22 protein-coding genes and 1 pseudogene are annotated in these 21,290 nt (G+C 39.2%); 7 read left to right on the top strand and 16 right to left on the bottom strand.

The annotated features are described in order from the left end of the window. Window positions 1-20: 20 nt before the first annotated feature. Both NST58_RS15640 and NST58_RS15635 read right to left on the bottom strand, forming a co-directional pair. Complete coding sequence (locus tag NST58_RS15640; protein WP_076302037.1) at window positions 21-1,820, bottom strand: peptidase; 1,800 nt, start codon at window positions 1,818-1,820, stop codon at window positions 21-23. Window positions 1,821-1,822: 2 nt separating this feature from the next. Then, window positions 1,823-2,884: a MoxR family ATPase gene (locus NST58_RS15635; protein ID WP_076190418.1), complete on the bottom strand. Its 1,062-nt coding sequence runs from the start codon at window positions 2,882-2,884 to the stop codon at window positions 1,823-1,825. A gap of 268 nt (window positions 2,885-3,152) precedes the next feature. Between NST58_RS15635 and NST58_RS15630 the strand changes: the two genes are divergently transcribed. Together NST58_RS15630 and NST58_RS15625 are read left to right on the top strand one after the other, a co-directional pair. Further along, a complete protein-coding gene (locus NST58_RS15630; RefSeq protein ID WP_036678010.1) occupies window positions 3,153-3,581 on the top strand; it encodes a MarR family transcriptional regulator in 429 nt (142 codons plus the stop codon). 29 nt (window positions 3,582-3,610) lie between these two features. Next, the gene (locus NST58_RS15625; protein WP_339248656.1) at window positions 3,611-5,245 is read left to right on the top strand and encodes an MDR family MFS transporter; all 1,635 of its coding nucleotides are present in this window, start codon (window positions 3,611-3,613) and stop codon (window positions 5,243-5,245) included. Window positions 5,246-5,336: 91 nt separating this feature from the next. On the opposite strand, the gene NST58_RS15620 is transcribed toward NST58_RS15625, so the two are convergent. Continuing rightward, window positions 5,337-5,888 (bottom strand): YdhK family protein, encoded by a 552-nt coding sequence (locus NST58_RS15620; RefSeq protein ID WP_076276464.1) that lies wholly within the window; start codon window positions 5,886-5,888, stop codon window positions 5,337-5,339. Window positions 5,889-6,111: 223 nt separating this feature from the next. Between NST58_RS15620 and sleB the strand changes: the two genes are divergently transcribed. After that, window positions 6,112-6,705 carry a spore cortex-lytic enzyme gene (gene sleB, locus NST58_RS15615; protein ID WP_339248773.1) on the top strand — a complete coding sequence of 198 codons (594 nt, stop codon included), beginning with the start codon at window positions 6,112-6,114 and terminating at the stop codon, window positions 6,703-6,705. A gap of 190 nt (window positions 6,706-6,895) precedes the next feature. Here the strand turns inward: sleB and NST58_RS15610 are convergent, their stop codons facing one another. Beyond that, a complete protein-coding gene (locus tag NST58_RS15610; protein ID WP_339248654.1) occupies window positions 6,896-7,447 on the bottom strand; it encodes a GNAT family N-acetyltransferase in 552 nt (183 codons plus the stop codon). A 301-nt stretch (window positions 7,448-7,748) separates the two neighbouring features. On the opposite strand from NST58_RS15610, the pseudogene NST58_RS15605 reads away from it, so the two are divergent. Both NST58_RS15605 and NST58_RS15600 read left to right on the top strand, forming a co-directional pair. Continuing rightward, window positions 7,749-7,863, top strand: a pseudogene (locus NST58_RS15605) (DUF2935 domain-containing protein); the annotation flags it as partial. 20 nt (window positions 7,864-7,883) lie between these two features. Continuing rightward, the gene (locus NST58_RS15600; protein WP_339248653.1) at window positions 7,884-8,243 is read left to right on the top strand and encodes a hypothetical protein; all 360 of its coding nucleotides are present in this window, start codon (window positions 7,884-7,886) and stop codon (window positions 8,241-8,243) included. A 57-nt stretch (window positions 8,244-8,300) separates the two neighbouring features. Here the strand turns inward: NST58_RS15600 and NST58_RS15595 are convergent, their stop codons facing one another. From NST58_RS15595 to NST58_RS15560, 8 genes are all read right to left on the bottom strand, one after another. Continuing rightward, window positions 8,301-8,567 carry a CD3324 family protein gene (locus tag NST58_RS15595; protein WP_038570858.1) on the bottom strand — a complete coding sequence of 89 codons (267 nt, stop codon included), beginning with the start codon at window positions 8,565-8,567 and terminating at the stop codon, window positions 8,301-8,303. A 187-nt stretch (window positions 8,568-8,754) separates the two neighbouring features. Beyond that, window positions 8,755-10,149, bottom strand: coding sequence for a protoporphyrinogen oxidase (locus tag NST58_RS15590; protein ID WP_076280682.1), 1,395 nt, complete (start codon window positions 10,147-10,149; stop codon window positions 8,755-8,757). 143 nt (window positions 10,150-10,292) lie between these two features. Next, a complete protein-coding gene (locus NST58_RS15585; protein WP_339248652.1) occupies window positions 10,293-12,896 on the bottom strand; it encodes an FtsX-like permease family protein in 2,604 nt (867 codons plus the stop codon). Next, the gene (locus NST58_RS15580) at window positions 12,893-13,576 is read right to left on the bottom strand and encodes an ABC transporter ATP-binding protein (RefSeq protein ID WP_076125806.1); all 684 of its coding nucleotides are present in this window, start codon (window positions 13,574-13,576) and stop codon (window positions 12,893-12,895) included. Before NST58_RS15580 ends, NST58_RS15585 begins: the two co-directional genes overlap by 4 nt. A gap of 95 nt (window positions 13,577-13,671) precedes the next feature. Continuing rightward, complete coding sequence (locus NST58_RS15575; RefSeq protein WP_076280381.1) at window positions 13,672-14,673, bottom strand: HAMP domain-containing sensor histidine kinase; 1,002 nt, start codon at window positions 14,671-14,673, stop codon at window positions 13,672-13,674. Continuing rightward, on the bottom strand, window positions 14,674-15,357 hold the full coding sequence (locus NST58_RS15570) for a response regulator transcription factor (RefSeq protein WP_076125811.1): 684 nt from the start codon (window positions 15,355-15,357) through the stop codon (window positions 14,674-14,676). 35 nt (window positions 15,358-15,392) lie between these two features. Next, the gene (locus NST58_RS15565; RefSeq protein ID WP_076280382.1) at window positions 15,393-16,193 is read right to left on the bottom strand and encodes a GNAT family N-acetyltransferase; all 801 of its coding nucleotides are present in this window, start codon (window positions 16,191-16,193) and stop codon (window positions 15,393-15,395) included. Window positions 16,194-16,404: 211 nt separating this feature from the next. Then, entirely contained in the window at window positions 16,405-17,172 is a 768-nt protein-coding gene (locus NST58_RS15560) for an SDR family NAD(P)-dependent oxidoreductase (protein ID WP_076308534.1), read from the bottom strand. Between the two features lie 257 nt (window positions 17,173-17,429). Here NST58_RS15560 and NST58_RS15555 point away from each other — a divergent pair, with 257 nt between their 5' ends. Continuing rightward, window positions 17,430-18,038, top strand: coding sequence for a TetR/AcrR family transcriptional regulator (locus NST58_RS15555; RefSeq protein ID WP_076190423.1), 609 nt, complete (start codon window positions 17,430-17,432; stop codon window positions 18,036-18,038). Window positions 18,039-18,137: 99 nt separating this feature from the next. Here NST58_RS15555 and NST58_RS15550 read toward each other — a convergent pair whose 3' ends face one another. From NST58_RS15550 to NST58_RS15535, 4 genes are all read right to left on the bottom strand, one after another. After that, window positions 18,138-18,455, bottom strand: a complete 318-nt coding sequence (locus NST58_RS15550; protein ID WP_076125818.1) for an iron-sulfur cluster biosynthesis family protein — start codon at window positions 18,453-18,455, stop codon at window positions 18,138-18,140. A 121-nt stretch (window positions 18,456-18,576) separates the two neighbouring features. Then, entirely contained in the window at window positions 18,577-19,035 is a 459-nt protein-coding gene (locus tag NST58_RS15545; RefSeq protein WP_076125820.1) for a DMT family transporter, read from the bottom strand. Window positions 19,036-19,066: 31 nt separating this feature from the next. Continuing rightward, window positions 19,067-19,492, bottom strand: a complete 426-nt coding sequence (locus NST58_RS15540) for a DMT family transporter (RefSeq protein ID WP_076302027.1) — start codon at window positions 19,490-19,492, stop codon at window positions 19,067-19,069. A 190-nt stretch (window positions 19,493-19,682) separates the two neighbouring features. Further along, window positions 19,683-20,084, bottom strand: a complete 402-nt coding sequence (locus NST58_RS15535; protein WP_076125824.1) for an NUDIX domain-containing protein — start codon at window positions 20,082-20,084, stop codon at window positions 19,683-19,685. A gap of 367 nt (window positions 20,085-20,451) precedes the next feature. Between NST58_RS15535 and NST58_RS15530 the strand changes: the two genes are divergently transcribed. Next, window positions 20,452-21,252, top strand: coding sequence for a polysaccharide deacetylase family protein (locus tag NST58_RS15530; protein ID WP_076125834.1), 801 nt, complete (start codon window positions 20,452-20,454; stop codon window positions 21,250-21,252). Window positions 21,253-21,290: the final 38 nt, after the last annotated feature.

The raw sequence follows: 21,290 nt of genomic DNA, 5'->3' as shown, positions 1-21,290 counted from the left end.
CTCTAAATTTATTCTAAGCCCTAATTTATTCTGAATACAGGTCCTTTGGGTGAGAAAGGCAAGTCATTTCCCTTGGGCAAGATATAAGCATGGTCTCTTTTAATGGTCAGCTTGTCACAATAACCATCTGTAATAATTAGAAGTGGTCCTTTTTTCGGAAAATCCTCAGCTTGTTGAATCAAATCAATAGCTGGTTGTAAGATCGTTCCCCCTCTTCCCTTCACTTGTACCCGATCCGCGATAGCCTCCGGGGGCATGAAACCTGCATCATAAGGACAAGCATCACAAAAGATAATCCGTGCAAAAGGAACATCACGAGCCTGCGCATAACTTGAAATGGCTCCTAATGCTTTGGCCAGAAGCTTTTTATCCATTGAGCCTGAGGTATCTAAAATAACTCCAAAAGTACGGCCATCATCTGCAGCACCGCTATGAACCCACTGTGGTCGAGGGATATCAGGTGTAGAAGATTGACGTCTGCTAATTCGTGAATAAGATCTGGTCTTCTCAAGCGGTGAAAAATAATGATCAAACCACCGAGCAAGCTCTACATCCCATTTAATAGGTGGCTGGCCTAGCGCTCTAATCTCTTCAACTAGGCCTGATGGCAAAAGACCGCGGCTTTGCTCTTCATGATACATCAGTCCTTGTTGCATAGCATTTTTACAGAAATCATCTAACGTCTGTCCTTCTCTCGCATCCCAAAAACTTGATGAACCGTTATCTAAAATGTCACCAAGTCCATTCCCTCTCAAGGTCGCCAGTTTCTTATAAGTGCGGATATCTCCGACCATACGATCATAAATCGTTTCAGCAGATAAACCTTTAAGCTCAGGATCTAATAAGAGTCCAATTCGCGGATACTCCCCCACACTCATTTCTACTAGCCATAGATTTATTACGTAGTCACAAGCCACATTCCAAAGATAATGATCCCGGCCAAGACATCGCTCGTGATGCTGAAGCCCCGCGTGCAGAAGCTCATGCGCCATCACGAAAATACACTCCTCATCGTTTAGTCCGGCTGCAGGGTTCATAAATATTTTGCGCTCAATAACGTCAATGGCAGCTATGGAAATATCAAATCGCCGACATATCGCTGGATCTTCTATAATCTCAAAGCCGGCGGCAAGCGCACCTAATAAAGGATATCTGTCCATAAACCATCGTTTTGCACGTTGTGGAGCGGTTAATGAAAGTGCAGGGTCACTAATAGTATTAGCATGGCCTCCAGCAACACTTACTGCATTCGTCACAGCATTAGATAACCCATAAGCAAAATAGGCTTCCCAATCCGGTGCTTTTCCCCAGTATCTTTTGGTGGTTTCTCTAACATTCATATCCAGTTTTGAAACACCCGCAGTCCCAAAATATCTGGAGGTGTCCGGAATTCCTTTTATCATAAACTGCTCGTAAAGCTGTTGTTCATCTTTAATTGTAAGATCAATTCGCGACTCCATATCTGCGGGTACTTTCCCAAGCTTCAAGTCATTTAAAAACTTTGCTATGTACACATCACATGCAACGTTCCACGCCACTTGATTCTCTTTAATCTTTAAATGTCCAAGACCTAAATGAAGAAAACAATGTGCCAAAACGTACATCCATTCAGCAACCTCGCCACGCCGTTTAGGATGAGTGTAAATATAACCGTTATTAGTGACAATTGCCCAGCCGTCTTCAGGATAGGGACTATTTTCATTATGAATAATCGAAGCTCGAACAGATAACGGCGCAAAAATAGGATGATCCGCGATTAACGAACATGCTTCATTAAAATTTTTCAAAGCGGGATTATCTGGAGTTGTTTTTTTAGCCATATTTACCCCCGCTCTTTTATTGCAAGACGTGGTAAATCACGTACAATTTCAACCATTAACCAATCTGGAATATTATCACTTTGCTCCTGCTTAGCAACTACTAGCTGTGCAATTTCGAAGCTAATGACGGACAAGTCTTTAATCAGCTTTTTAACAGTGTGTGCAAATTGGCGATGTCCATCTCGTACGTTATCTTTAATCGGAGGGAGTTCTTTGATAATCTGGGCACGCAAGGATTGCGCCAGGAAATACAGGAGATCCCGATCTTCTGGAGCCGTTGGAAATGAGGATTTACCATCTATAATTTGATTAAGTTCATATTTTCCAGTTAGATTTTTATAAAAAGCCCTGAATTGTGTGGCGTGAGCAGGTGTCAGTGAACCATTCGCTAAAATCCCCACGGTATCCGCATTTATATCATCGCCAAACTCATGTAGTGCATCACTAAGCATATGCCAAGAGCGTGGCGTGGAGAAAGGCTCTTCAGTCTTTGGAGGTGCACTCCACAAATGATCGGGACGCAATTCCAGATATTCAATAACCATAGGATGAATGTTATGCTCATATGCCCAAGAGATCCAATTCTGAAACGATACATTTAACTGTATATGGAACATCCGATTGATAAGCGCGGAGGACATAGGTTTAACAATTGCACTATCTTGTGCACGGTTACCAGCTCCTATTACTATAGAGCCCTCAGGTAGGTGATAATCGCCTATGCGGCGTTCGTGGATGAGACTATAAAAAGCTTTTTGCACTTCTTGAGAACAGGCATTAAGCTCGTCCAGGAACAAACAATAAGGTTCATCCCGAGCAATCATTTTTGGAGGACAGAATTGGCTCTTACCGTTAACGATTTGCGGGACTCCAATGATGTCTTCAGGTGCTAATTGAGAACCTAATAGAGACACACAAGGAAGACCCACCTGATCAGCAAAAGCTTCTACTAGCGAAGATTTCCCAATACCAGGCGCCCCCCAGATAAAAACAGGGCGAATCACAGAAACGTTTAGAAGTACTTGCATAAGTTGAATAGGTGTTACAGGAGTTGCTAGATTCAAATAAATGCTCCTTTTTTAATGTAATGATAATAACGATAACTATACACAGTATAACAAATAATTCATTAGCTCAGGAACGAACTTCAACAACAATATTATCAACCCACTCTATTTCATTCGAAAAAACAAACCTTTTCTTGACGAGATATAAAAAAGGATGATATATTGTTTCACGCTTTAATAATTAAGTAGTTAATCATTTAGTTGTTATCTAAAATTTAACGGAATTACTTATTCCGCCCTATTTCATAACTTTAGGAGGCGTGATTTGGCTAATAATGAAGATTTTCTTCAGATTTCTACTATGTTCAAATCCTTTTTAAAAGGAATCTCTCAAGATTGGAACAAACAAGACTACCCCCTAAATATTACACAGTTCAAAACCCTCAGGACTTTATCTAAGAACGGTCCACAAAACGTATCACAGATTGCTGCAGCTCTTGGTATTACCTCAGCAGCAATTACAGGCGTAACAGACCAATTAATCGCTGAAGATTACGTAAATAAGGAACGCGCCAAGGATGATCGAAGAGTGGTACACATCACCATTACGCAGAAAGGAGAAGCAACGATTAAAGAGGTGCAGGAACGCCATCAAGAACTTATGGAATCTTACTTTAAGATACTGCCCGATGAAGATATTGAGCATTTAAGAAGAATTTTCGCAGTTATAATTTCTGATTTAGACAAAAGATAAAATTTAAAAAGTGGCGGGGAAACAATCGAATGGAACATTTATCCAGCAAACGAAAACTTAGTATTATGATAGCTATTATGGCTGCAATGCTGTTCGCAGCGATTAATCAGACAATTACAAGTAATGCTATGCCGCGTATAATCGCAATTCTTGATGGCATGGATTACTATACTTGGACTATTAACATTTATTTATTAACATCAACAATAGCAACCGTTCTTGTCGGTAAGTTATCTGATATGTTCGGACGTAAACCCTTTCTATTAGCAGGTATTCTATTATTTATGGTTGGGGCTTTTCTGACAGGAACATCTTCCGATGTTTATCAATTTATCATTTATCGTGGGATTCAAGGGGTAGGTGCAGGTATTATTCAATCCACCGCATTTACTGCCGTAGGTGACTTATTCCCTCCGCGTGAACGTGGTAAATGGATGGGGTTGATGATGGCCGTATTCGGTTTCTCCAGTGTGCTTGGACCAACGCTTGGAGGCTTTTTGATCGACAATATGGATTGGCATTGGCTGTTCTGGATCTTCCTACCGCTTGGTGTAGTGGCCTTCGTGATGATTCTTACCTTATTTCCTAAAGGCAAACGCGGAGAGTCAACCAGCATCGACTATTTAGGTTCCTTGTTAATGACAACTACCATCGTTCCTCTACTGCTTGCCTTCACCTGGGCAGGTACAGAATATGATTGGGGTTCTTCGCAAATTCTCGGCCTGTTGGCGGGAACAGTTGTTTCGGCACTTCTCTTTATTCTTGTCGAATCCAAAGCTAAAAATCCAATACTTCCGCTTCATCTATTTAAGAATAGTGTAGTTACCATATCTAATATTATTGGTTTTATTATGAACTTCGGTATGATGGGAGCTATGATCTATCTTTCCTTCTTCGTACAAGGTGTTCTGGGGATCTCCGCGACATATGCAGGGTATGTTACTATGCCAATGTCGATCGTTATGGTTGTAGCCAGTGCCCTTACCGGACAAAAGATGGCGAAAAAAGGGAAGTATAAACGTTACGCATTAATTGGAATACCCATTATGATTGCTGGTATGACAATTATGGTATTTATGAATAATGTACCGATGGCTGTCCTAAGTATGATTGTGTTTGGTCTTGGGTTAGGATTGGGGATGCCAGTATTCTCACTAGCTACTCAAAATGCAGTTTCACACACAGAACTGGGTGTAGTAACGGCCTCCTCACAATTATTCCGTAATTTAGGCGGTACGATCGGTATCGCAGTCATGGGTACCGTTATGTCCAATAGTCTTACCAAAAACTTGAAGGAAGCTCTGCAATCGTCATCAGCACCGGATTTCACACAGATAGATCCAAAACTTGCTGAGCAAATGCTCTCCTTCGCTAATCCACAGGCATTAATGAACAAACCATTGCTTGAACAGACTCAAGCTAGTCTGCCAGCCGATGTACAGCCTGTCTTCTTACAAATGATTGAGGGTATCCGTGATGCTTTAGGACAGACATTGTCATCCGTGTTCTTAACCGGGACCATTGTGCTAGTTGTAGCTTTCGTGCTTGTCTTCTTCCTGAAGGAGCTTCCACTTCGTACTTCTAACCAAATGCCAGTTCCTGAAGAAGCTGAACAGGACCTGTCAAACATGAAATCTTCAAAACTTGCAGTGGATAAAGCCTAACCGCAAATTATTTTGAAGCTGACTATAAAACAACAAAAACTGCAACGTACTCATGCGTAACTGAGTAAGTTGCAGTTTTTGTGTTGATCTATTATTTTACAGGTGAAAGCTCATCTTCTGTTACCCACTTATGATTTTTCACTTCATCTCCACCCGTAGTAGGTTTGTAATTAATCATATAGACTGTGGTTTTTTCTGTGGAGTTAATCTGAGCCGTTGCACCCTTCATATCCTTCATATGATCAGCTTCCATAATAACCTCTGAGCCTGGTTGATAGGATATATCATCTGCTTCTTTTATTTCTTCATGAATAATCCACTTATGATTTGTGACCGGTTGACCTCCTGTAGTAGGTCTATAGGAAACATTATATGCTGTCGTCTCATAAGCTCCCACAATTGTCGCAATGGCTCCCTTCATCCCTTCCATATGGTCAGTTTGGATCACAGCTTCACTTCCTACTTTGTAAGTAGGATTCTCCGCTACCCTCAGATCTTTTGGAACTTCACCTGAACTTGAATGTGAGTTATGTTCCATTTGTGTATCGTTAGAAGACATCTGATTGCCATAGCTATTGTCATTACTACAAGCACTTAAGCTGAAAGCAGCTGCGACGACTAGTAGAAATAATTGCTTTTTCATATAAAAGACCTCCGAAATTTTATCTGCCTATAAGTATTATTTTACCCATTTCAGAAAATCACAAACGGAACTAAGGATTTACAGTTTGTAAAACAGTAATTTATTTTCCATTAAATGAGTGTTGTCTCAATGATTAAACTATATTTATAATGTTTTCTGAAAGGAGGCTACTATAATGAAGACTAAAATATTCACTTTGTTGCTTCTTTTGGGTCTGGTGAGCATGGCTACTATAATCGGTTCTGCTAATGCAGCTCCGCTATTAACCATAGGAAGTTCTTCAGGAGATGTATGGGATCTACAATATAGATTAAAAACCCTTGATTTCTATACTGAGCCCTTAGATGGGGTATACGGATCACAAACGAAAGCAGCGGTTGCTAAATTTCAAAAGGCCTATGGCATAAGCGCTGATGGAATTTCGGGGACAAAAACTTGGAATATTTTAAAAAAACACACGCTAAATATTAATGAAATGGATATTTTGGCTAAAGTTATCTACAGTGAGTCTCGCGGTGAGCCTTATGTTGGACAAGTTGCAGTGGGTGCAGTAGTCATGAATCGTATACAATCTAGTCAATTTCCTGACAATATTAAAGAAGTTGTATTCCAAAAAGGAGCTTTCACAGCCGTGTCTGACGGCCAGTATTGGCTTACACCAAATCAGACAGCTTATTTAGCTGCTCTTGATGCTGTTCGAGGTTGGGACCCCACAAACCATTCAATCTATTATTTCAATCCCGATACAGCAACTAGTGCATGGATTTGGTTACGTCCGCAAAACTTAAAAATTGGTAAGCATATATTTGCAAGTTAAACGCATCAAATAGCTAAGATCAACAAAAGCCGATCTAACTACGATAGTTAGATCGGTTTTTATTATTAAACCTATTCGATAGTGATAGCATCCATTCCAAGCACTAAAGCTACCAAATATTGCAGTCAATTGTACTTATAAGCTTTTGCTTTTAGGAATGAATTCTTAAACATAACTTCGAAATCCCCTTTTATGGATTCGATAATTCTGATTGGTTATTGAATGTAAAAATCATCTTTAATTCATCATCATATGACTTCCCGCATTCCTCTAAATAACTATCCCCAGTGTATTCTTTTAAAGTTTTCCTCCAAAAATGCTGTGCTCTCCTATTTGTATCCGTGGGATTCGTTTGTAGCTCCCAGTTACCCAAATGAAGCTTAAAGACTTCCTTAGCCGCATATTCAGCGAGCCCCTTACCACGGAAAGGCCGTAGAATAAAAAATTCATTCAAATAGATTTCACAAGCAGACGGAGTATATGGTGGTGTAGCAACTAATGCAAACCCTATTGGGATATCATTTTCTTTTATTAAATAAGGATACAAAATGCCAGCTTTCTCCCACCAAATGTCGAATACTTTATTCTGTTCCTGCAGTGTCTGTGTCTCGTCCTCCTCGAAAACCCCGTATAGATTAGGAATCGTCCCCCATATTTCTGATAGATCGTGTAAGTATAGTGGGTAAAGGTTGTTAATAATAAACTTCGAGGCACTGTCAGTTAAGGTGATTGTGATATTCATGTCGTTCCCTCCCTACCTTCTGTCGAAACTAAAATATTATGGTTACTGGAACAAGCTTAATCTCCATCATACCTCCACAAGTTCTTGTCTAATGTCACTTCTTTTTTAGTATAATTACGACCTCGCTCTAGTTATATGCCATATTCGATTAGAATTAATTTTTATATAATGTCACCATTTATATTTGATAATTAAGTTAACCGTACCTACTGTACTTCTATATACTCGTCTTAACTTTTGCGGATATAGTACAAACCTCACGCATATTATAATTGTATGAAAATGGGGGGTGTATTCAGATATGCCGGATCCTTTTGTTTCGAGACCTCTAGATGAAATAAGATTCTGGTCACGAATCATCAAAGAACACTCTTTTTTTCTTAAACCTTGGGTTTCGTTGTGAAGACACGCAACTAGGGCAGATTATGAAGAAAAGATGAAAACGCCACAAGAAGTAATAGATTTCACAACCTATTCTAATCAAATAGCAGCGATTTTTAAATTTGATGAAATTGCCTCTGATGCATATGTAAAGAACAGAATAGATACAGGTAACAATAGAAAACAACGCTATACAGCGTTCAATAATGTAATCATTCCTAATTACACTAAGTTGGTAATAGAGGCGAAAAAAATTAAAGCACCCAATACAGATTTGCAGGCGTTACATGAAATCTATTTAAAAGCGATTAAGTTGCAATTAGAAGCAATGACAATGATGAAAGAAGCACTATACAAAACAAAGGTTTCTAGTACAGCTATTAATGCCGCAAATAAAAAGATGGATGAATTATAATTAAACTCCAAAAACCACGTCAGAGTTTCCTCTAACGTGGTTTTTTTGGATGATAAGCTATTTTTTTGAATAAACAATTTTCTTAATACTATCCCTAGATAGGCAATATTCATCTGAAAGCTGGTCAACCGTTGCACCCACAGCAAACCTTAGACAGATTTCGATGTTTCTAGATCTTAAGTATTTTCTGCTCCCTGACTTTTCGCCCCATTTTACATGTGATTCTTCAGGCTTAGGGATATAAACCATACCCCCGTTGATATATTTCTGAATTTCCTCTAATAATTCTTTTGGGAAAATCGTATCTGCATTTACATATTTCATAATCGCTCTGCTCCTTAAACTTTTTATGAGTTTGAAGGTAGCAAAGTCTATTCTTTAAACAACCCATGCACACTGCACTAGCGGTAAAATCAATTTTTCGCTCTATACAAACAACCGCCGTTGTTTATAAGTCTAGACTTTGCATAGAGCTGATCGCTAATCTTCTCACGATTGTACACCCTCCTTTTTAATGTGAAATTACTTGTTCCAAAATACGCTCTGCTGTTTTTTCTCCATTCGCAATACAATCTGGAATGCCTACACCATAATAGGAGCATCCAGCAAGGATAACATTAGGATACCTGTCTGTCATCTTCTTCTCTAAGGATACTACAATTTGATGATGAAGTTTATGGTAGTTTGGCATTACATCATGCCATTTGGTCACATCGTAGGTAGCTGGCTGTCCTGTTATCCCGAGACTGGTCTGTATATCTTTCAAAGCCACCTTCAATAGTTCCTCTTCAGATAGCTTGATCAACGAATCATAATGAGGGTTTGAGCTTTTATAAAAGAGTCTGACAAGCAGACGCTGTTGTCCTGACGTATGCTCCCACTTGCGACTTGTCCACGTACACGCATTACATAGAACATCATCGCTGTTGGCAGTGATGAACCCTGTGCCATTCGCAGGCAGCTGACTGTCGGGGATATCAAATCCTAAATATACACTAATCATAGAACTATTATATAACTGATTGAAATCTTCATTTAGTTCTTCGTCTTGAAGTAGCGCTTGTGCAGTAGAATGCATCGTTCCAAGTACGACAACATCGGAGTCTATGATTCGTCCATCTGCCAAAGTTACCTGGTACTGCTCTCCACGCTTCTCAATTCTTTCGGCACGAATCCCTTTGATGATCTCCGAATTAGAAAGATGTTCTTCCATAGAGTCGATCAAGGCAGATACACCTCCCTTGAATGACATGAACTTCTTATCACCATTCCCTTGAAATTTGGCTTTATTTGCGGATAAGCCTTGAATAATACTGCCGTATTCATTCTTATAATCAATCAAATAAGGCAGCGTTGAGGCAATTGTAAGTTCGCTTAGCTTCCCGGAATATACACCTGAAAGAACCGGTGAAATTTGCTTCTCGACAAGTTCTTTTCCAAAGAAAGCTTCTAGAAAATCACCCACAGAATCGTTTTTCGTAAACTTATTATTGGGAGTGTAGAAATCTTTGAGTGCTTCAACCTTTCCTTCAGCTGAGATCAGTTCTGTTGTAGCAAGCGACTCCATACTGAGCGGAATGCCAAAGACTGCATCTTTAGGAATTTGCTTCAGTTTACCTTCTGTATAAATAAAGGATATTCCTGTCGCGTTATATACAACCTCATTTTGTATACCCAACTCTTCAATCAGAGGTGCAACATTCGTTTTACGGGTGACAATAGAATCTGCCCCAGACTCCATAATGAAGTCTTCTTGTTTTAGTGTTCTGATTTTGCCGCCCAGTCTATCGCTGGCTTCAACCAAAATGATTTTTACATCTAGCTTGTTATGCTCTATAGATTTCTGTAAATAGTAAGCGGTAGACAATCCAGTAATTCCCCCGCCAATCACGACAACTGTTCTCAATTCGTTGACACCTACCTCGTGGTTATAATCTGTTCAATTCAATTGTGTACATTATATCATAGGAATTTATAAGAATTTACATACCAACGTGTCAGATATGACACAAAAAAGCCGCGTTAAACGCGGCAATGTTGGGGTAATAGTTATATATTTTCCTGTTTCAATGCATCGATAATGTTCTCTTTTTTCACTTTTGAGCTTGAATATAACATGGCTGCGCTAACGATGATAAACACTGCCAATATGACACACAAGATACTCATCCACGGAAGTGTGAATCCATAAGAGAAGCTGCTCATCATTGATCTATAAATCAAGTACATAATAACGATACTAATCGGAAGCCCATATAGTAGTGACTTTATTCCATAAAAAACACTTTCGTAATTAATCATTTTATTAAAACCGTTTGGCGTCATGCCCACAGACTTCAGCATCGCAAACTCTCTTTTACGAAGAGATATGCTAGTTGATATCGTATTAAAAATATTCGCAATTGATATTAAAGTAATCAAAGCAATAAAACCATAGGTGAAAATAGACATTAACATGATCATCTGCTCACTATTTTGTCTATTTTGATACACATTTTGAACATAGATATTCCGCTCTTTCATTTCCTCTATGGCTTGTTGTGTTGCTAATGGGTTTGTGCTATTCAAGTTAAGCCGGCTTTGAATATCTTTGCTCATCGCATCATTTGTTAGTTTATCGAAGACTTGTTCAGAGACGATGATGTTTATTCCACCAACCATTGCTGAATGTACTCCCATTGGACGTTTATCAGTTAAAGCGACAATTTTTACTGGTGATAAATCCGTCTCTTTTTTGGTATCCCAATCCGTATAAATAAGCTCAAGCTTTTGGCCGACTTCAGAGTGAAAAGCTTTGGTCTCAACAATTTTTTTAGCTTTCTCATCCTCAAAGGTAACCGTATCATTCACAATAGCAGTCATCTGATCAAGCTTCGTTAGTTGTTCATAATTTATACCGACCGTTTCTGCATAGGTTTTCAAACTCTGTTCATTTAGTGCATAGATCTGAATATAGTAAGGATATTTCCCGTTCTTTAGAACACTCTTATCCGCCTGCACAATCTCTTGCAATTCTTTTGCCATATTTTTCTCATCAATCCATGAACTCACACTGAGTTCCTTAGTCACATTATATTCCGTTATATTAGGTAATTTGGATATCGAGTTCGTCAACCGGTCCACTTTTTGAGCGTCCTCAGTCCCCATATATACTTGGATATCATAGTTCAAACCATCCTGTGAGAGTTCTACCGATCTTCTCATATTAGAAGTGAACGCTGATACAGATAAAAATAAAACAATACTAATGACAAGTGAGAACACGGTTGCTTGGTACCTGCGTTTATTTCTCTTTAAATTCTTCAAACCAATTTCTGCTTCAATACCAAACAATCTGCGCACGAACTTGGATGTTTTCACCGCTTTACCTGAGAGCTTAACATCGGTTGTTTGTCTGATCGCATCAATTGCCGAGATCTTTGAAGCCTTTCTGGCTGGAAGATAGGTGGATATAAAAATTGTCAGTATTGAAACTAAACAAGCGGTTAGTAGAGACAGAGGTGTAACAATCAACATTAATCTCTCAGTTATCCCTAATACATCTTTAATCATCGAATTGATAAACATAAAAGTGATCCCGATGCCTGCTATACCGCAAATGATCCCAATTGGAATACTAATTAAACCGATAATCATTCCTTCAAAAAACACTGAATTCTGCTTTTGCCACTTTGTAGCCCCTACACTGGAGAGCATCCCTAAATGACGTGCACGCTCCGAGACAGAGATTGCAAAAGCATTATAGATTAAAGAAACGGAACCAATGATAATCACAACCATAATAATTACTGACAATAAAAGAAGTGTGTTACGTAAGCCATCGTTATTCGTCACACCATAATAGCGGAGCAGACTATTATTATAAGAGATCGACTCGATCTTATTTTCTTTTGCCAATTCCTCTGCATGCTTGTATATGGAGCTGTCCACCTTTTTTAATACAACCGTCGCTGTGGTTTTTTCAGCTGCTCCAATCATGCTTTCATCCACATAACTTATGGCAGTATAACCCGGAGACCATGTTGGTTCCCAAGTAGGACGTTTTATCACTCCCACAATCGTATAGTTCATTGATTTTTTATGAATAATCTTTTCAAGCAGGGTATCCTCTTCAGTCCGTAATCGTTCATTCTGAGATAGGGGTTGGCCACTATTTTCATCATCGCTAGTGACACGTTCACCCACATCAAGCGTTAAAGTTTCACCAATCTTGTAAGAGACTTTTGCATTCTTTGCAATCTCCTCAGAAATGACTACTTCGTGGTTTGTCTTCGGGAGTCTACCTTCCAGCAGTTCAATCGGGAATTGTTTAAAACCAGCTGCATTATATTCCTTGATATACCAATAGGGTTTATTCTCATTCTTCCCACCCTCTAAAGGGGCGTAGCCACGATCGTTGGAGATCACTAGGGCTTTTGTCGCATCATCTGTTTCTATCGCTTTGAGCTGAGCTTTAGTAACATTTCTATATTGGACATGCCATTCTCCATTTGTAGAGATACTTTGCTTCTTCATTAATTCCATAAAAGAAAAACCTAACGTCGCCACAGCCGTTACCATAGCTACTGAAATGATAACTCCAATGATAGTTACCAATGTTCTTCGCTTATTCTGTTTCAAATGTCTTATAGTTAATTTGTTTACGATATTCACGGACGAATCACCTCATCTTTAGCGATCCTTCCATCTTCAATAGTAATAACCCGATCTGCTTGCAAGGCAATACGTTCATCGTGAGTAATCACAATCAGTGTTTGATTATACGTTTTATTAAACATTTTTAATAATTCAATAATTTCACTGCTATTCTTGCTGTCAAGATTACCAGTTGGCTCATCTGCCAGCATAATTGCAGGGTTACTAATTAATGCTCTGCCTATGGATACCCGCTGCTGCTGTCCGCCTGATAGCTGATTCGGCAGATGGTTTAAACGATTTTCCAAATTTAACGCCTTCACGGTATCTGCAAATTGCTTCTTATCCACTTTATGCTGATCGAGCAGCAACGGAAGTGTGATATTCTCTTCAACCGTCAGCACCGGTATGAGATTATAGAACTGATAAATAAGACCAATTTGTCTGCGTCTAAAGATCGCCAGCTGTGTTTCATTCAAATCATAAATATCCGTGTTATCTACAAATACTTTACCGCTTGTCGGTCTATCCACCCCACCTAATAAATGCAGAATCGTTGATTTTCCTGAGCCGGATGGTCCAATAATCGCTACGAATTCACCTTTTTTAATTGAAAAAGATACATCATCCAGAGCCTTTACTGCGGTCTCGCCTTTACCATATGTTTTAGACAGATGTTCAATCTTTAAAATATCCATTGTTAGACCCCCATTTGTTGATGAGATCAGTATATCTGTCTACAATGACTCTTCAGTGACTCTTAAGTGACATTCTAGTCACTAAGCCATAAGTGTTAAATCACTTGCTTGTAAAATTTGATCCGAAATTGTGTACCCTTTCCTACTTCACTCACCACATCAATCGTGCCGTTTTGTTCAGTGATAATACTTTGCGCCAAGGCAAGTCCAATTCCAACGCTGTCTTCGTTTGCATTTGTACCCTTGTAGAATCGTTTGAAAATAAAGGGGATCTCTGCTTTAGGAATTCCTTTGCCATTATCAGTAATGACAATTTCCGTGAACAGCGTGTTTTCTGCAAAAGAAATCGCAATCTCTCCCCCAGCAGGTGTATGCTCTACACAGTTTTTCAGAATATTAATCATCGCCTCAGTTGTCCAATTGCAATCGCCTATAAATGAAGTAGCGTCTTCACCTTCGATTTGGATCCGTTGCTCTTTAATATCCATTGGAATCAGTATGGGCTCCATAGATTTCTGAACAAGCTTCTTTACTTTTATTGAATCTTTTTTAAATTGAATGGTTCCGGCATCGATCTTTGAGAACTTTAATAATGAAGAAACCAGCCAGCCAATTCGATCGAGCTGAAGGCTGATTTTCCGCGTAAATTCTATTCTTTTCTCAACGTCCAGATCAGGATCACTTAATAAATCTGCCATCACGGTCATGGAGGTAAGTGGTGTTTTAAGCTGATGGGAGATGTCGGAGATCGCATTGGTAAGCTTTATTTTATCCTCTTGCAAAAGCAAACGCTGCTCCGATAACATCAACGTCACCTTATAAATATCATTTTTCAGGATACTAAGCTCGCCTTCCTGATTATCACGAACATCGAGCGAATAATTACCGCTGCTAATTTGACGTAGATACCCTGAAAGCTTCTCAATTTCGCGGTATCTCCAGCGGGTAAATAATAAACAACAACCTATAAGCAGAACTGAAGTTACCGCCGTGATCCCCATCGCTGCTGATGAAATAAATGCCGTTCCTATAATCGCCAGAAGGCTGATCGTAGTCATCGTTAGTAATAACCATCTAAATTCTCTGTTTCGTAACATCTAATCACCAACCTTATACCCTAAACCGCGTACTGTTTTGATCAGTGTGGGTTCTTGCGGGTTATCCTCTAACTTTTCCCTTAAGCGTTTAATATACACAGACAATGTATTATCATTTACAAATTCTCCGGCGACATCCCAAATCCGCTCTAACAGCTGATTTCTGGAAAGGACTTGTCCCACATGATTAGCAAATATCAGAAGCAGACGATATTCTAATGCTGTTAGCAGAACTTCATCGCCGTTCTTATAAACTTTTCCTTCAAGCGTATTAATCCGTATATTCTCTAGTTCAAAATTAGATGGGGTCTGAGCCTGCTTGTTATATCTCCTTAACACCGATTTAATGCGTGATAACAGCTCGCGAATCCGAAATGGCTTAGTTATGTAATCGTCTGCTCCCATATCAAGTCCCATCACTACATTAACTTCGTCATCAATCGCAGTTAAAAAGATGACCGGAATATCGCTCCGCTCCTTCACGATCTTACACAGATCATATCCGCTGCCATCCGGTAGAGAGAGATCAAAAATGCAAAGTGTTACTTCAGATAACCGCTCCGCCAACACCCTCCTAGCAGAGGTTGCATCATAACATAAAATAGTTTCAAAATGATCCTGCTGCAAGGAATATTCAAGTCCTGAAGCAATCGTTCTATCGTCCTCTACGAGCAATATTCTCATCAATGTTCATCCTAACCTAATAATTTGCGAAACTGTCATATTGAAAAAGCACTACACTTATATTGATGAATTTGCTGAAATCCTAAACGGAGCGCTAGCTTTCGGGAAGCTTCATTATCTAATGAACAGTCCCAGTAAGGTGTAAAACCATTTGTAAGTATATCCTCCGCTACTAAGGCCGCTAAATGAGTCCCCACTCCTCTATTCTGATACTTGGAGAGAGTTTCAATTCCGATAGCATGAGTATCCTCCGTAACGAAACTAGAATAACACACACCCATAATCTCAGTTCCATCAACAGCAGCATATCCATAGCCTTTTGCCCTAAAGTCTTCTTTCGATGACCAGAATAAATCAATATTATCATGTACAAATTCTATATTCTTTAGATCTAAGTCCTCCCAGTCCAGCATTTTAAGATTTATAATTCTAATCGCATTATTAAGGGACTCAACGGGCTTGTGGAATAACTTGAACACCATTTGTTCAAAAGGATATAGCTTCCTAGAAGGAAACATCAATGCCAGATTCCATTCATTGTGTTGACCTGAGACTTCAAAATACTCCAGCCCAAGCTTTTTCATCCTCGGTACAATCTGACTGGATACATAACTATCTAAGCTTTTAATAAATATCTCATTGGTGTGATCGCCTATAATATAAAATCCTTGCATCCCCTTACTCCATACCAACGCGCTTTTTGGTGTTACAAGTTGATCTACAAAAATCCAACCCGGATTATTTCCCTCGATAATGGAGAGAATTTCAGGATGAATAGGAGCACCTGTAAGTAACGGTTTCACTTCATTAAAATCCTGTTGAGATAATTCATGCATATGAACACTCCTCGCCAACAATTTATCTAAATCACTGATCAATACTTAAAAAGATTAAATCCCCTTTGTATATTCTATAAGATAATTCAGCAGATTGCTTATTATAAAATCCGATCCGGGTATCCTAAATAAAAAAGAATTGGACCCAATGCTTGACGCACAGGCCCAATCCTTTATTTGAAGTATCCTTAATGATCGAAATCAGCTTGCATTATTGACCTATCATACCACCATCGACTGTATATAGAGAACCCGTTACGAATGAAGCCTCATCCGACAGAAGGAAGTTCATCACAGCGGCAACCTCTTGCGGTTCTCCGTAGCGTCCCATAGGTGTTGCAGCTTCGTTAGCTGCCTTGTATTCTTCTGCGCTTCCAAAATTATTTTCAATTTTACGCATCATTTGTGTATTGATCGTTCCTGGGAGTACCGCATTTACACGAATACCAAGTGGTGCAAGCTCATTTGCAGCTACGCGAGTCAGACCGATTACAGCATGCTTAGACATAATATAAGGGGCCATACCTGGTGCACCCATGAGTCCTGCCAGAGAAGAAGTGTTCAGAATAGCACCTGAGTTTTGTTTTTTCATCACAGGAATTACATAATGTAGTCCAAGAAATACACCACGTACATTGACGTTATATACAAGATCAAGTGCTTTAACGTTAAGCTCTTCGATTTGACCTGCTGGACCTTCGATTCCGGCATTGTTTGCAAAATAATCAATGGTTCCAAATTTTTCTACCGCTCTATTAACATAATTCTGAACGTCTTCTTCATTAGAGACATCCGCAGCTACAGCTAAAGAGTTAGATTCATTTAAGCCTAAATCTTGGATGACATTTTTTATCGCTTCTTCATTCAGATCGACAAGTACAAGATTCAGTTTACGATCAGACAATCGACGGGCAAGCTCTTTACCGATTCCACCTGCAGCTCCAGTAATTACAGCAGTTTTTACATATGATTCACTCATTGTATGTTCGCATCCTTTGTTATGAATTGGCTATATATTATAGTCTTAGGAGATGGGATAACCTATCTCTATTACTAGAGTACACCCCATTAGTTAACCTATTCAATAATCAGAATTTTAAGTAATGTCGCCTAACCAACATACTTGCTCTCCGTGTTTACTTATGTCTAAATCTTGAACATTAGCTGATCTTTTGTTACTTTTAAAGTAAGAACTATAAATGAACGATAAAAAGATCATAGCTGGAGGTAGTTTTTTTGATACAGGAAGAACATGAAGACAGAAGAACCAGAAGAACACGCCAAGCTCTGAAATCTGCATTCGTTGAGCTAATATTGGAAAATAGTTATGATTCAGTTACGATTTTGGACGTGACTAATCGAGCGGATTACAATCGAGGGACTTTTTATAAACATTTTGAGAGTAAAGAGGCTTTGCTTAAGGAAATACATGATGAATTTCTACAGGGTATAGGAGAGGCGCTATTAGACCCTTATGAGGGATTGGAACGTATTGAGGCAACGGAGGTCTTCCCTTCCATTCTGCAGCTGTTCGAATATATTGAGGGGCATAAAGCGGAGTTTTTAGCCTTATCCGCAGTGGAACGAGGGAAAATGACTGTTGAACTGTTCGACCGTTTACGGGAATCCATGCGTGAGGATATGCGAATTGAGATAGAAGCTGATGCTGCTCCTGTGGATTATGAAATTATGTTGAGTTACCAAATGTCTGCTACAGTAGGTGTCATTATGCACTGGGCTGAAGTCAATTTCAAATATTCGGCGAGCTATATGGCAGAACAGTTAATTACACTGGTGAACAGCAAAATAGACCATATAGCTTTTATGAAAAAATCTAATGGGTAAGAAATGAATTGCAAGTGCCATATATAGGAACGAAATTTAAAAAACCAGCGCATTGAGAGATGATCTCAAATGCTCTGGTTTTTAGTAGCAGTGCTCTACTCAGCGAATATCTTTTACTCGAATATTGCTTCCTAACAGGCCCGAATCACTACTTAATCTGAATGACGGGTAATTCTCATCTGCTTCAAGTCGCATCTGTTCATCAAATAAAGATTCCTGTTGACGGTCCACAAAAAAAGTAAAGGGCTCTTTCTGAACTTCAATATCTGTAGCATGGGGTTCACTAATAATCTGAATTACGATCACGCCATTACAACCACAGCCCTCTGTATCGAAGAACAATTTAAAATAACCTGGTCGTTCACCAAGGTTTTCATTTAACTTTTCTGTAGTTAGAGAGTTCAATTGTATGAACATTGGATGATCTGCTCCTTATTTATAATTGAGTTACTACTTTCCCAAAGTATAGATTGATTTGCTTTCACTCTCGTGTGACTGCCATCACTTCTATTTTGACAAACATGAGTCTGAGGATAAATTAAGCCGACTTTTGAGTCTCCCGGGCACCACCTAGCTTAAACACTAGAATACCGCCAACAATCACGAGTACTCCGACCAACTGCTTCCAGGTGAATGGAACCTTTTCAAGCCCTAACCAGCCGAGGGAATCCCACAATAAAGCAAACCCAAGCTGAGAGATTAATACGATCGAGATCGCATAGGTTGGCCCAAGACGTTTGGTGCCTTGCACGAGACAGATTACTACACCCACCCCGATCAATCCGCTGATCCAGTACCAAGGCTCCATATTTCGCAAAGTAAATATTCGGCCGCCTTCAAAGATAAGACTCATAATAAAGGAAGCCAGAAAACCCAACCCTAATACTAACGTCGTTGTGGCCCAAGATCCAACCTTTTGATTAACCTTCGTATTAAAAATATTTTGTAAACTAACGAATGAACCCGCGACAAGCGCTAATATTAACCCTAAAATCATAACGTAACTCCTCCAGTTGTTGATTGTATTCTCAGAATTTCAAAATCACTACTCCCGCAATCATCAACCCTATCCCAATAAACTGTGGGAGTCTCATTTGTCGTTTTTCCATCCCAAACCAGCCTTTAATATCAATTAAAAAGGTCAGGCATAGCTGTGCAATGAGCAATGTCGATATAGTAAAAGTAACGCCAATCTGTTGAATGGCAGTGACTTCACTGAAAATAACGACTGCGGCAAAAGATCCGCCAATTAGATATAATGGTTTTACTTCTTTTATTCCTTGCCATTTCCCATCTCTAGCAAATAAGAGGATTAGTAACGACATGATAAATCCTGTTAACTGTGTAATTGTCGCAGCTTGCCAAGTCCCAATATCTTGACTAATTCGAGCATTAGATACTCCTTGCAGAGTGATACAAGCCCCCGCTAAAAACGCAAATATAATTCCTCTCATTTCTCTCTCTCCTCAACTTCGATCTCTTACATATTAAAAAGCAATTCAGGCCTTTAAAAAAGGACATCTGTCCTAAACCAAAATAAACGATGTTGTTGCCCCTATAAGCCTTTCGTATATTTTCAAAAAAAAGACCGCCTCAAGCCATCTCTTAGGCTTAAAACGGGCTTTCAGAACTTTAAATTGTGAATTAGGAAAGTAATTTATGCTCATGCAATTGATCGAAAATGATCTGTGTAACGACTGAAACACGATTTCGATCCTTATAAGATAACCAGGATAACTCTTCAATTTCCGACGCAGGACTAAGTGTACCTTCAAAATCCGCGATATAACATGTCATTTTAACTATGACGCCTTCAGCTTTACCGTGAGCTTCCGCTTCAAAGGTTCCAAAATAGGAGATGGTTTCTGGTTTAATACGAACAGAGATCTCTTCCTCGATTTCGCGCACGAGCGTCTCCTCGTCTGTTTCTCCAGCTTCTCTTTTTCCTCCAGGCAAATAATAGGTATCTTTCCCTTTGGAACGCGCACACAAAACTTGTCCATTCTGAATATGAATCCATGCAATTTTATCAATGATTGTAGTCATACAGTTCTCCCCATATTTTTTTCTAATAATTATATCATACAGCCAAGACCATCTATTTATACAACGTCTATATTTGATTTTTGTATGTGCAGCTTAGGTCAACTACATATTTCGTTATGAACAGCTCTGCAAATAGAATTGGTGGGCTCAGCAGGTTAGTGATAAAATATAAAAGTGAGTTTCTTTTGTCTTTTACATAGAGTAGCTTTACAACGTAGAGAAAGTCAGGCAGATAGCATCTCTCCTTAAGTGTATATTTTTCACTGAAAACTCTTTCCTTTTCAAACGTGGAATCTGATTATAACGTTAATTGTTTATAATTGGAAGAAGTACTTTCAAGCTCACCAAATTATAGGAGTGTGAATTCATGAAACTTCAATTCAACTTATTCCCAGGCGGATTATCAAAGGCGCTCACTATGAGCTATGATGACGGCCAGAAACACGATATCCGCTTGGCTGGTATTTTTGATCAATATGGAATTAAAGGGACCTTCCATTTAAATAGTGCAATGATCAATGCACCTGGGTTCTTATCGCCCGCTGATGTTAAGCATTCGCTCAGGAATCATGAAGTGTCCGCCCATTCCGTTACTCACCCACATCTAGAGCGTCTTCCTTTACCGATGGTAATTGAAGAGCTGTTCGAAGACCGTAAACGATTGGAAAAGCTGGTGGATTATCCAGTGCGAGGCATGTCCTACCCCTACGGTACATACTCTCAGGAGATAATTGCACCACTTCAGTCCGTTGGAATTGAATACAGCCGCACTGTTCACTCTACTAAACAATTTGATATGCCTCTTAATTTCATGGAATGGCATCCAACCTGCCACCATATTGAAGATCTGCATCAGGTTTGGGAGCGATTCACAATGGAAGGACCCTCCCAGAAACTAAGACTCTGCTATGTTTGGGGCCATAGCTATGAGTTCGCACAGCAGAACAATTGGGAGCTAATCGAAACTTTTTGCCAACAAGCAGGTGGACATTCAGATATTTGGTACGCTACTAATATTGAGATTTATGATTATGTCACTGCCCTGTATTCACTGAAATTAAGTGCCGACAAAACGATTATCCGCAACAATTCTGCCATAGATGTTTGGGTATCTATAAATGATCAACCCGTTCAGATTAAGGGTGGAAGTATGATGACAACGAAATAATCATAAATACATAAAAAAGAGCGATGTTCAACATCGCT

Source organism: Paenibacillus sp. FSL R10-2796 (genome assembly GCF_037965315.1).
GTDB classification, from domain to species: Bacteria; Bacillota; Bacilli; order Paenibacillales; family Paenibacillaceae; genus Paenibacillus_AQ; species Paenibacillus_AQ odorifer.
Note: the sequence above shows the minus strand (reverse complement) of the source record. Positions and strands in the feature narration are given on the sequence as shown.